The following is a 12596-nucleotide window of genomic DNA, read 5'->3' on the forward strand; positions in this document are numbered from 1 at the left end:
GGGAACAGCGGAAGTTTTCGTTCCCGGAGCAGAAAGAGAGCGCGATGAGCGCATCGAAGAGCACCGACCCTGTCCACGACCGCCGATTCGACGACGCGGTCCACGCCCTGTCCATCCTCACGCACCGCCCGACGAAAATCGTTTGCTTCCAGTCGGAATCGGCAGTGCGCGTGGACTTCGCCTTCCGGCGACACGTACTTGCCACGCACAGCTTCGACGCCGCCGGCGAGGATTCCTGGCAGGTCCAGTTTCGTGACCATCGACACGACCCCGAGTGCGTCCTCGCCCGCGCCCAGCGGTTCTGGCTGATCGACGCGTTCGACGCGGTCATCACCGAACTCGACCGCACCGATCAGTGGGTCGAGAGCGCCGCCCGTCTGGCCGGGCTGAGGGCCGGCGCAGCCTGACTGCCACCACCGACGGACGGGAGCGACGATGACAGGCAGCCACACCTCACACCCGATCCGCGGACGCCTGCGCAGATCGCTGGGCCGCACCGGCGCGTTCACGGCGGGGACCGCGCTGGTGGGCTCGGCCGCCACCCGTCGCCCTGCGGAGGACGACTGGTTCACGGACCTGCGCAAGCCGTCGTTCCAGCCTCCACCGGTCGCGTTCCCACTGGTGTGGACCGCGCTGTACGCCGACATCGCCGTCACGTCGGCAACCGCCCTGGCCCGGCTGCGGGAGGAGGACCCCCGGTCCGCGGCGGCCTACCAGCGTGCGCTCGCGGCGAATCTCGCCATCAATGCGAGCTGGAGTTGGGTGTTCTTCCGGGCACACCGACTGTGGGCCGCGCCCGTGGTCGCGGGGGTGCTGACCGCGAGCAGCACCGACCTCGTCCGGCGCACCGCACGCACCAGCCCGGCCGCCGGCGCTGCGCTCGCCCCGTACGCGGTGTGGTGCGCCTTCGCGACCGTGTTGTCGGGCAGCATCTGGTGGATCAACCGCGGCCGCTCCACGCGCTGACCTGGACGTTTCCCGCGTGCGCCGCCTTCCGCGCGGCGCACGGTCGCGCGTGTCCGACCCCGGCCGGAAGTCCCGCTCAGCGGGAAGGCGTCCCAAGCGACGAGCGTTGCGAAATAGCTTCGGCTCGTGACGATCCGACAGCAGACGACGTTCCCCCGACTCCTTTCGCCCGGAAAGATCGGGCCGATCACGCTGGACAACCGGGTCGTGCTCCCGGCGATGGACATGAACCTCTGCGAGGACGGCGAGATCCACCAGGGCGACATCGACCACTTCGCCAGCCGCGCCGAGGGCGGGACCGGCATGATCATCACCGGTTGCTGCGCGGTCGCGTACCCGGCCGGCTGCACCAGCCGCAAGGAACCCGGCCTGTCCGAGGACCGCTTCATCCCCGGCCTGAAGGCACTCGCCGACGCCGTCCACGCCGCCGGCAGCAAGCTGTGCGTGCAGATGACGCACCACGGCAAGGTCGCCCGGATCGACACCCTCGACGGCCGCCCGCAGCTGGTGCCGTCCATCCCGAAGCCCCCCGGCGACATGAGCGCGATGATCGACTGCACTCCCGAGGAGCTCGGGAAGATGGCCGCCATCCAGGAGGGTAAGAAGGCCACCTACCACGAGGCCACCCACGAGGACCTCGAGTGGCTCGTGCGGATGTTCGCCGAGGCGGCGGGCCGGGTCAAGGCCGCCGGTGGCGACGCCGTCGAGATCCATGCCGCCCACAACTACGTGCTCGGCGGCTTCCTGAGCCGCTACTCGAACCAGCGCACCGACGAGTACGGCGGATCGCTCGAGAACCGGGCGCGGCTGTCGTGCGAGGTGATCCGCGCGGTCAAGGCCGAGGTCGGTGACAGCCTCGCCGTCATCGTGCGTTTGGCCGGCCAGGAGTACGGCGAGTCCGAAGGCCTGACCCCCGACGAGGCCGCCCGCGCCGCCGCGATGTTCGAGGAGGCCGGTGCCGACGCCATCCACGTCACCGGCACCGCGCTCAACGCGTTCGCGAACTTCACCGACGGCCCGCTGCCCAACAAGGTCGGCTACTACACCGAGAACGCCGCCGTCGTGAAGCGGGCTGTGTCGATTCCGGTCATCACCGTCGGCCGCATGCTGCCCGAGGTCGGTGAGCAGATGATCACCGAGGGCCACACCGACTTCGTCGCGATGGGCCGCCAGCTTCTCGCCGATCCCGCGCTGGTCGACAAGCTGAAGGCCGGCCACAGCGAGCAGGTCCGCCCCTGCATCAACTGCTACGTGTGCGTGCAGGAGAACTTCTGGGACGACACCCCGCTGTGCGCGGTCAACCCGGCACTGGGCAACGAGAAGCTGCTGCCGTTCCCAACCGCCACCAAGCGCAAGCACGTCGTCGTGGTCGGCGCCGGCCCCGGCGGCATGGAGGCGGCGCGCGTCGCCACCGAACGCGGTCACCGCGTCACGCTGCTGGACAAGACCGACCGGCTCGGCGGCACGCTGTGGTTCTCCACGCTCACCACCCCGGACAACGAGCGGCTGCTGAACTGGCTGAGCAACGAGATCCGGCGCGCCGGGGTCGACGTCCGGCTGAAGACCGACGCCACCGCTGCGACGATCAAGGCCCTCGCGCCCGACACCGTCGTCGTCGCCACGGGCGCGGTGCGGGCGCGACCGAGCGTGCCGGGCGGCAACCTGCCGCACGTGCACACCGGTGACAGCCTGCGTGGCCTGATGACCGGCACCGGTGACGTCTCCGATCAGGCGCTGTTCCTGCGGATCGCCGGCAAGCTGGGCGGCCTCGTCGGCATCACCAAGAGTCCCGAGAAGATCCGCACGCTCAGCCGCAAGTTCCTCAAGTTCCTGCCGATGAGCAAGAACGTGGTCGTGATCGGCGGGTCGCTGGTCGGTCTCGAGCTCGCGGAATTCCTCGCCGAACGCGGCAGCCGGGTCACGCTGATCGAGGAGGGCCAGCAGCTCGGTGTCCCGATGGCGATGCCGCGTCGCTGGACCGCCGTCAAGCACGCCAAGGAGCTGGGCATCGACATCCACCGCAACGCGACCGTCGAGCGCATCACCAAGAAGACCGTCGAGTTCGCCTCCGGCGGCAAGTCGCTGTCCGCGCCGGCGAGCATGGTCGTGGTCGCCTCGGGCGTCTCGGCGGCGGCGCCGCTCGCCGACGAGCTGGCCCGCGCCGGTGTCGACGTCCGCGTCGTCGGTGACGCCGGCGAGGTCGACTACATCGAGGGCGCGATGCACTCGGCGTGGAAGGTTGCCACCGAGATCTGATCTCGCAGTCGACGGCCGGCCCCGCAGTTCACTCGGGGCCGGCCGTCGTCTTTGTCGAATACTGCTCAGCGCGTGGTGAACCCACCGTCGATCGCGAGGGCGGCGCCGGTGATGAACGAAGCTTCGTCGCTCAGCAGGAACGCCACGAACGGGGCGATCTCGTCGGGCTGTGCGATGCGCTTCACCGGGTGCAACGACTCGATGTAGGCCAGCGCCTCCGGTGTGGTGGCCATCGACCCCCGCGCCAAGGGCGTGTCGACGCCGCCGGTGGTGATCGCGTTCACCCGCACGCCGCGGTCGGCCACCTCGAGCGCCACCGACCGCGTCAGGCCCACGACCGCGTGCTTGGCCGCGACGTACGGGGCCGCCTCGGGCAGAGCGACGACACCCATGTTCGACGCGTTGTTCACGATCGCGCCGCCTGTCTCCAGGACGGCCGGGATCTGGTACTTGAGGCAGTGGAAGACGCTGGTGACGTTCTGCGTCAGCTCCGCATTCCACGTGTCCGCGTCGACGGTCGAGATCGGGCCGGACGCGTTGACTCCGCCCGCATTGTTGAACGCACCGTCCAGACGCCCGAACTCTGCGACTGCAGCGGTGACCAGTCGGGCGGCGTCGTCCTCGATCGTGACGTCGGCCGGTACGAAGATCGCTGTGCCACCGGCGGTGCGGAGGCTCTCGGCCGCCGCACCGCCCACATCCTTGCGGCGGCTGCCGATGACCACCGCGGCGCCCTCGGCGGTGAGACGGCGAGCCACCGCGAACCCGATGCCGGACGATCCGCCGGTGACGATGAAGGCCTTGTTTTCCAGACGTGCAGACATGCGTGAGTCCTTTTCGAGAGGTGCAGGAAGGAGCCGGCCGGGCCGTGCTCCACACTTCTCGGTGCCCGGGCGTGACGCTGGCGGGTTTCGGACGCGGCGCTCGCTCAGGTCGACGCCGGACGCGCCTCGGCCGTCAGGTGCCGCCCGGACCCGACGAGCAGGATCAGACACACCACGACGGCCGGCCACACCAGGATTTCACCGATCGGACGCAACCAGTCGGCGTCGGACGACACCGCGACCGTGAGCGACGCCGCCGACGTCATGCCCATCGGGAAGGCGGTGGACCAGCGGCGCACGTCGTATTGCAGTCGCGGCCATCTGATCTCGGAGACCACCAGCACCACGTAGTCGATCAGTACGATGCACACGATCACCACCCCGGCCACGCGGATCGCGTCGTGGAGACCCTCGGGCCACCCTGCCGCGACTGCCGCGGGCGCCAGCTTCCCCGCGGCCAGAGCACTGATCGCGAGGCCACCCGCGAACACCCACTGGTCGCCGGCGCCGACCCGGAACTGGTCGAACGAGAACCGGATGAGGACCATCAGGTAGAAGAACAGCCCCAGCAGGAACGCGACGAACGCGGGTCCGACGATCCAGTGCGCCGGCGCCGATACCGCCAGCGAGGCGCCCAGCACCGCCAGCCCCTGGGTCGAGACACAGAGCAGGAAGTGCACACCGACGGTGGGCGAGGTCCAGTGCCGCACCACGGCCGGGATCAGCACCAGCCACGCGACGAACGCGATGCCGAGCGCCACGGCGCCCATATGGTTCCAGCCGAGCAGCACGCATCGGGCGCCGAGCACGCACGTCGCCGCTACTCCGGTGAGCGCCGGCGGGGTGTCGGCTTCGTTCACCCAGCGCGCGCGGTCGTCGAACAACCGACCGACGAAGACCACCACGAGCAGTGCCCAGATCAGCGCTCCGACAATCAACCAGAACCGGGAAAACCACTCGAATCCAACGAGATGCAGGGCCACCGACACGATGCCCGTCGACATCGCCGCAGCGCCTGCCCCGGCCGGGATGGCGGTCAGCGCGCGGCCGGTTCTCGTCCTCACACCCGGGCCGTCGGACACCTCCCCATGATGCGCGTGTCGGGCGGCGGCCGGTCCCGATTCGACGGTTCCGCTCGGGTTTCGCTGCGCGCCTCGGCCGTATGCGCCATCCTCGACAGAGGGAGGCAGCCATGTCGCGTGCAACCGACGAACCCGATCGCTCCGCCCCGCCACCACCCGCACCGATCGAAAGTCCGTTCGGCGCGGCCCTGCTCGAGACGGGGCGTTTCTTCACCCGCTCCACCGTGTCCGCAGACCTGCGCGCGGTGTACCGGACGGGCGGGCGGGACGGGGACGCCTTCTACCGGGACCGGTGGAGTCACGACAAAGTGGTCCGGTCGACGCACGGCGTGAACTGCACCGGATCCTGCTCGTGGAAGGTGTACGTCAAGGACGGCGTCATCACCTGGGAGACGCAGGCGACAGACTATCCCTCGGTGGGTCCGGACCGTCCCGAATACGAACCTCGTGGCTGCCCCCGTGGTGCCGCCTTCTCCTGGTACACCTACTCCCCCACCAGGGTTCGCTACCCGTACGTGCGCGGACTGCTGCTGGAGATGTTCCAGGAGGCCCGTGAGCGGTTGGGCGACCCCGTGCTGGCGTGGTCCGACGTCGTCGGCGATCCCGGCCGGCGGGCCCGCTACCAGCGCGCCCGCGGCAAGGGCGGGCTGGTCCGGGCGTCGTGGGAGGACGCGGTGGAGATGATCGCCGCCGCACACGTACACACGATCGCGAAGTACGGCCCCGACCGGGTGGCGGGATTCTCGCCGATCCCTGCGTTCTCGATGGTGTCGTTCTCGGCGGGGTCCCGCTTCATCGAGTTGCTCGGCGGGGTGATGACGTCGTTCTACGACTGGTACGCAGACCTTCCGGTGGCGTCACCGCAGGTGTTCGGCGACCAGACCGACGTGCCCGAGTCGGGCGACTGGTGGGATGCCGCCTATCTGATCATGTGGGGCTCCAACGTCCCGGTCACCCGCACCCCGGACGCCCACTGGATGGCGGAGGCACGTTATCGCGGCCAGAAGGTGGTGGTGGTCTCCCCCGACTATGCGGACGCCACCAAGTTCGCCGACGCGTGGCTGCCCGCACAGCCCGGCACCGACGGCGCCCTCGCGATGGCGATGGGCCACGTGATCCTGCAGGAGAACTACGCCGACCGACGAGTCCCGATGTTCGCCGACTTCGCTTCGCGCTACACGGATCTGCCGTTCCTCGTCACACTCACCGAACGCGACGGCGCGTATGTACCGGGACGGTTCCTGCGCGCGTCGGATCTCGGTGACGACGGTGAGGGCGCCGAGTGGAAGACCGTGCTCCTGGACTCCGGGGACGGGTCGGCCGTCGTCCCTCGGGGCAGCATGGGATTTCGGCACACCGAGTCCGGTGTGGGGCAGTGGAACCTGGACCTCGGCGACACCGTCCCGGCGCTGAGTGTGCGGGATGCACCGGGCGACGCCGAGAGTGCCGAGGTCCTGCTGCCGCGCTTCGATGTCGGCGAGGGCACGACGATGCGCCGAGGCGTACCGGTCCGCGAAGTGGGCGGCCACCTGGTAACGACCGCGTTGGACCTGATGCTCGCGCAGTACGGGGTGCGGCGCGACGGCCTACCGGGAACGTGGCCCGCCGGGTTCGACGATCCAGACGAGCCCTACACCCCGGCGTGGCAGGAATCGGTGACGTCGGTGCCGGCCGGATCGGTGTTGCGGATCGCGCGCGAATTCGCCCGCTCCGCCGAGAGATCCGGTGGACGTTCGATGATCATCATGGGTGCCGGCATCTGCCAGTGGTTCCACGGCGACGCCACCTACCGCGCGGTGCTGGCCCTGCTGATGCTGACCGGCAGCATGGGCAGGAACGGCGGCGGCTGGGCGCACTACGTGGGACAGGAGAAGGTGCGGCCGATCACCGGGTGGGCGACGATGGCGATGGCCACCGATTGGTCCCGGCCGCCGCGACAGGCCATCGGCACCGCCTTCTGGTACATGCACGCCGACCAGTGGCGCTACGACGGCTACCGAGCCGACGCGCTCGCCTCCCCGCTCGCGGAGGGACGTCTCGCCGGGCAGCACACGGCGGACACCATCGCGCAGTCCGCACGGATGGGCTGGATGCCGTCGTATCCGCAATTCGACCGCAACCCCCTCGACCTCGCCGACGACGCGGCGGCGTCGGGCGTCGACGTGGGCGACTACGTGGTGGACCAACTCCGCAGTGGGAAACTGCACTTCGCGGTCGAAGATGTCGACGCCGAGGAGAACTGGCCGCGCGTACTGACGCTGTGGCGGGCGAACCTGCTCGGCGCGTCGGCGAAAGGCAACGAGTACTTCCTCGAACATCTCCTCGGTGCGGGCTCGAGTCTGCGCGCCGACGAGACGCCGGCCGAGACCCGCCCGACGTCGGTGCGGTGGCGGGACGAGGCACCCCGCGGCAAGCTGGATCTGATGGTGTCGCTGGACTTCCGGATGACCAGCTCGACGCTGTTGTCGGACATCGTGTTGCCGGCCGCGACGTGGTACGAGAAGTACGACCTGTCGAGCACCGACATGCACCCCTTCGTGCATGCGTTCACGCCGGCCGTCGATCCGCCCTGGGAGGCCCGCAGCGACTTCGATGCGTTCACCGAGATCGCGCGCCGCTTCAGCGAACTCGCGAAGACTCATCTCGGCACCCGCCACGATCTGGTGGCGACCGCTCTCGGGCACGACACACCCGGCGAGACCGCGCAGCCGTTCGGCGAGGTACGCGACTGGCGAGCCGGCGAGGTCGATCCGCTCCCGGGCAGGACGATGCCGGGACTGCAGGTGGTCGAACGGGACTACACCGCGATCGCCGAGAAGATGTCCACCCTCGGTCCACTGGCGGAGAAGGCGGGGCTGAACACCAAGGGCGTCACGTTCCACCCGGACGAGGAGGTCGCGGAACTGGCACGAACGTGCGGCGTGATGTCGTCCGGTGCGGGCGCCGGACGCCCCGCGCTGGACACCGACGCGAAGATGGCCGAGGCCATCCTGGCGCTGTCCGGGACCACGAACGGCCGGCTGGCGCTCGCCGGCTTCGAGGAACTGTCCCGGCGGGTCGGCCGGCCGCTGACCCATCTGGCGGCAGGAAACGAGGAAAGCAGGATCCGGTTCGCCGACACACAGGCTCGGCCGGTGCCCACACTGGCCAGTCCCGAGTGGTCCGGCAGCGAAGCGGGGGGCCGGCGGTACGCGCCGTTCAGCATCAACGTCGAGGAACTCAAGCCCTGGCACACCCTCACGGGCCGAATGCATTTCGTGCTCGACCACGAATGGATGCGCGAGTTCGGCGAGGTGCTGCCGATCTACCGGCCCCCGCTCGACATCACACGGTTGTTCGGGGAGACGCGTCTCGGCGAGTCCGACGGCAAGGCCCTGTCGGTGCGCTATCTGACCCCGCACTCCAAGTGGTCCATCCACTCCGAGTACCAGGACAACCTGCTGATGCTGTCACTGTCGCGGGGCGGGCCGAACGTGTGGATGAACGTCGACGACGCCGCCGCGATCGGGGTGGCGGACAACGACTGGGTGGAGGCCGTCAACCGCAACGGGATCCTGGTGGCCCGGGCGGTCGTCACGCACCGGATGCCACCGGGCACGGTGTTCGTCCACCACGCCCAGGAACGGCTGATCAACGTGCCCAAGTCGGAGACCGACGGCCGGCGCGGCGGCATCCACAACTCGCTCACCCGCGTGCTGGTGAAGCCGACCCACCTGATCGGCGGGTACGCGCAGCTGTCGTTCGCGTGGAACTATCTCGGCCCCACCGGCAACCAACGCGACGAGGTCACGGTGATCCGCCGCCGCAGCCAGGAGGTGCAGTACTGATGCAGGTCGCAGCGCAGATGGCGATGGTGATGAACCTCGACAAGTGCATCGGTTGCCACACGTGTTCGGTGACGTGCAAACAGACGTGGACCAACCGCGGGGGCACCGAGTATGTGTGGTTCAACAACGTGGAAACCCGCCCGGGGCAGGGATACCCACGCAAGTACGAGAACCAGGACCTGTGGAAGGGCGGCTGGACACTGAACCGGCGCGGACGCTTGACGCTGCGCGCCGGCGGACGGGTCAAGAAGCTGCTGTCGATCTTCGCGAACCCGTTGCTACCCAACATCCGCGACTACTACGAGCCGTGGACCTACGACTACGACACCCTCACCAAAGCCCCGCTCGGCGCCGACTTCCCGGTGGCGCAACCCATCTCGCTCCTGTCCGGCAAACCCATGCCGATCGAGTGGAGCGCCAACTGGGACGACGACCTGGGCGGCACCGCCGCCACCGAGGCACACGATCCGATCCTCGAACAGATGCGGGAGGAGGCCACCGAGAAGGTCCGGCTCGAGTACGAGAAGACCTTCATGTTCTTCCTCCCCCGGATCTGCGAGCACTGCCTCAACCCGTCGTGTGTGGCATCGTGCCCGTCCGGCGCGATGTACAAGCGCGCCGAGGACGGCATCGTGCTGGTCGACCAGGACCAGTGTCGCGGTTGGCGCATGTGCGTCACCGGATGTCCCTACAAGAAGGTGTATTTCAATCACCGCACCGGCAAGGCGGAGAAGTGCACGTTCTGCTATCCGCGCGTCGAGGTGGGGCTGCCCACGGTCTGCTCGGAGACGTGCGTCGGGCGTCTGCGGTACATCGGGATCGTGCTGTACGACCTCGACCGCGTGGGCGAGGTGGCGTCCACACCCGACGAACGCGATCTCTACGACGCCCAACGCGGCCTGCTGCTCGATCCGGAGGACCCGGCAGTGATCGAGGGCGCCCGCGCCGCGGGAATCCCCGAGGACTGGATGGACGCCGCCCGCCGATCGCCGGTATACGCACTCATCGAGAAGTACCGGGTGGCGCTGCCGCTGCATCCGGAATTCCGCACGCTGCCGATGGTCTGGTATGTCCCGCCGCTGTCCCCCGTCGTCGACGTCCTGAGCGAAACGGGCCACGACGGAGAGGATCTCGACAATCTCTTCGGGGCGATCGATACCCTGCGTATCCCGGTCGACTATCTCGCGAGGTTGTTCAGTGCGGGCGACCCCGAGCCCGTCACCGCGGTGCTGCACCGGCTGGCGGCGATGCGCTCGTACATGCGCGACCTCAACCTGGCCGACGAACCGGACGAGTCGACAGCGACCGCGGTCGGGATGACCGGCGAACAGGTCTACGAGATGTACCGCCTACTCGCGATCGCGAAGCACGAGGAGCGGTACGTCATCCCCACCGCCCACGCCGAACAGGCCCATCAACTCGAGGAACTCGGCTGCAGTCTCGACTTCGAAGGCGGCCCCGGCATGCTGGACAGCGGACCGTTCGGGGAGGCGTCGGGCCGCCCCGTCCCCGTCGCGGTCGAGACGTTCCACGCCCTCAAACACCGGCAGACCGCCGACGACGTCGCGGACGCGCAGGACCGGTCGGCGCGCGTCAACCTCCTCAACTGGGACGGGAAGGGTGTCGTGGACGGCATGTTCCCGAAGCGCGACGGAGACGACCGGAAAGGCGGCCGGCGATGAGGGCCGCGGACCTGCGCGTCCTCGACCAGGCGTCGTCCCTGCTCCTCGACTACCCCACCCCTGCCCTGTCGGGACGGCTGCCCGCCGTCGAGCAGGCACTGTCGGAGTTGCCGCGCACCGCCGCAACGCGATCGCTCACCGGATTCGTCGGCCACCTGCGGACACAGCCGCTCCCGGATCTCACCCGGCACTACGTCGAAACCTTCGACCTGCGGCGCAAGAGTTGCCTGTACCTGACCTACTACGCCGACGGCGACACGCGCAGACGCGGGGTGACCCTGGTCCGGCTCAAGCAGTACTACCGGCGGGCCGGTGTGGAGTTCGCCGCCGCCGACCTGCCCGACTTCCTGCCCGTCGTCCTCGAGTTCGCGGCTGCCACCGGTGACCGTTCGCTGCTCGTCAGGCACGTGCTGGGACTGCAGTTGATCAGGCTCGGTCTCATCGAGGTGGACAGCCCGTATCTCGCGGTGCTCGATGCGCTGCTGTCGACACTGCCGGGGCCCACCGCCGAGGACCGGGACGCGGTACTCGCGCTGGCGCGCAGCGGTCCCCCGCAGGAAGACGTGGGACTGGAACCGTTCCCGACCGGAGGTGCCCGATGACCGACAGCAGCCTCACCGACATCCTGCTGTGGGCGGTGCTCCCCTACGTGATGGTCGGGATCTTCGTGACCGGAGTCGCGTGGCGGTATCGGTACGACCAGTTCGGTTGGACCACGAGGTCGTCGGAACTGTACGAGTCCCGGCTGCTGCGGATCGGCAGCCCGCTGTTCCACTTCGGTCTGGTGTTCGTCGTCGCCGGCCACGTCCTCGGCCTGATCATCCCCGACGAGTGGACCGCCGCGCTCGGGGTGACCGAGACGCGGTACCACTACGTGGCCTACGTCCTCGGCGGCCTCGCCGGCTTCTGCACCCTCGTGGGGATCGCGATCCTGCTGTACCGCAGACGCACCAAGGGCCCGGTGTTCATGGCCACCACCCGCAACGACAAGATGATGTATCTCGTCCTCGTCGCCACAATCTGCGCGGGGCTGTGGACCACGGTCGCCGCCAATTCGTTGCACCAGGGCTACAACTACCGCGAGACCATCGGGCCCTGGTTCCGCAGCCTGTTCATCCTGCAGCCGGAGATTCACCTGATCGCATCGGCGCCACTCACGTACCAGGTGCACGCTTTGATCGGCATCGTGCTGTTCATCCTGTGGCCTTTCACCCGACTCGTCCATGCCTTCAGCGCGCCGGTGAAATACCTCTTCCGGCCCTACATCGTCTATCGCAGCCGCGACGTCGGCGGGGCTCCTCGTACCGAAACGCCCGGAAGAGGATGGGACGTCGGCGCCACACGCCCGCCCCGCACCCCGCGCCAAGTGCGCAAAACGCGGGCCTGAGCCCTCCCGGAGCGCGATAAGTGCGCAAAACGCGGTGCGCGGAGGCGGGAACGCGCGATAAGTGCGCAAAACGCGGGAGAGAGTGACGTGAATTTCATCCGCGGCGAATGAGCCAATTGTGGCGTCCGATGTGTCAAAGTCAGGTGCACTTTCGTCAGGACACGTGAATGGAGCTCTACCGATGGACTCTTTCTGGGATTTTCTCTGGGTGATTCTCGTCAGCTTCGCGTTCGTCGCGTACCTGATGCTGCTGTTCTCGATCATCACGGACCTGTTCCGAGACCACAAGACGTCCGGCTGGGTCAAGGCGATCTGGGTGGTCTTCCTGATCATCCTGCCGTTCATCACCGCGCTGATCTATCTCATCGTCAACGGCGACAACATGACGAAGCGCTCGATTCGTGCCGCCCACGACATGCAGAGCGCGCAGGACGCCTACATCCGCCAGGTCGCGGGCAAGTCGGGCCCCGAACAGATCGCCGACGCGAAGGCGCTCCTCGACGCGGGCACCATCACGCAACAGGAGTTCGAGTCGCTCAAGGCCAAAGCGCTGGCGGGCTGACCCGGTCACA

10 protein-coding genes are annotated in these 12596 nt (G+C 68.5%); 8 read left to right on the forward strand and 2 right to left on the reverse strand.

The genetic code is table 11. The features are described 5' to 3' along the window. Positions 1 to 44: 44 nt before the first annotated feature. From PSS76_RS19970 to PSS76_RS19980, 3 genes are all read left to right on the forward strand, one after another. Positions 45 to 407: a hypothetical protein gene (locus PSS76_RS19970; protein ID WP_022593726.1), complete on the forward strand. Its 363-nt coding sequence runs from the start codon at positions 45 to 47 to the stop codon at positions 405 to 407. A 28-nt stretch (positions 408 to 435) separates the two neighbouring features. Beyond that, positions 436 to 966, forward strand: coding sequence for a TspO/MBR family protein (locus PSS76_RS19975; RefSeq protein ID WP_005516021.1), 531 nt, complete (start codon positions 436 to 438; stop codon positions 964 to 966). A 126-nt stretch (positions 967 to 1092) separates the two neighbouring features. Next, positions 1093 to 3222 (forward strand): oxidoreductase, encoded by a 2130-nt coding sequence (locus PSS76_RS19980; protein WP_005516022.1) that lies wholly within the window; start codon positions 1093 to 1095, stop codon positions 3220 to 3222. A 65-nt stretch (positions 3223 to 3287) separates the two neighbouring features. On the opposite strand, the gene PSS76_RS19985 is transcribed toward PSS76_RS19980, so the two are convergent. Further along, a complete protein-coding gene (locus PSS76_RS19985; RefSeq protein ID WP_064076910.1) occupies positions 3288 to 4046 on the reverse strand; it encodes an SDR family NAD(P)-dependent oxidoreductase in 759 nt (252 codons plus the stop codon). A gap of 104 nt (positions 4047 to 4150) precedes the next feature. Beyond that, on the reverse strand, positions 4151 to 5110 hold the full coding sequence (locus tag PSS76_RS19990) for a tellurite resistance/C4-dicarboxylate transporter family protein (RefSeq protein ID WP_337110246.1): 960 nt from the start codon (positions 5108 to 5110) through the stop codon (positions 4151 to 4153). Between the two features lie 128 nt (positions 5111 to 5238). On the opposite strand from PSS76_RS19990, the gene PSS76_RS19995 reads away from it, so the two are divergent. From PSS76_RS19995 to PSS76_RS20015, 5 genes are all read left to right on the forward strand, one after another. Beyond that, positions 5239 to 8955, forward strand: a complete 3717-nt coding sequence (locus tag PSS76_RS19995; RefSeq protein ID WP_337456571.1) for a nitrate reductase subunit alpha — start codon at positions 5239 to 5241, stop codon at positions 8953 to 8955. After that, the gene (narH, locus tag PSS76_RS20000; RefSeq protein ID WP_337456572.1) at positions 8955 to 10637 is read left to right on the forward strand and encodes a nitrate reductase subunit beta; all 1683 of its coding nucleotides are present in this window, start codon (positions 8955 to 8957) and stop codon (positions 10635 to 10637) included. The genes PSS76_RS19995 and narH overlap by 1 nt, the downstream gene beginning before the upstream one ends. Beyond that, positions 10634 to 11239, forward strand: coding sequence for a nitrate reductase molybdenum cofactor assembly chaperone (narJ, locus tag PSS76_RS20005; RefSeq protein ID WP_064076907.1), 606 nt, complete (start codon positions 10634 to 10636; stop codon positions 11237 to 11239). Before narH ends, narJ begins: the two co-directional genes overlap by 4 nt. Continuing rightward, entirely contained in the window at positions 11236 to 12024 is a 789-nt protein-coding gene (narI, locus tag PSS76_RS20010; RefSeq protein ID WP_064058241.1) for a respiratory nitrate reductase subunit gamma, read from the forward strand. Before narJ ends, narI begins: the two co-directional genes overlap by 4 nt. Positions 12025 to 12205: 181 nt before the next feature. After that, entirely contained in the window at positions 12206 to 12586 is a 381-nt protein-coding gene (locus PSS76_RS20015; RefSeq protein ID WP_005516029.1) for an SHOCT domain-containing protein, read from the forward strand. The last annotated feature ends 10 nt before the right edge of the window (positions 12587 to 12596 follow it).

Origin of the sequence: Prescottella sp. D32 (genome assembly GCF_037287305.1) — a bacterium.
In the GTDB taxonomy this organism is placed as follows: Bacteria; Actinomycetota; Actinomycetes; order Mycobacteriales; family Mycobacteriaceae; genus Prescottella; species Prescottella equi.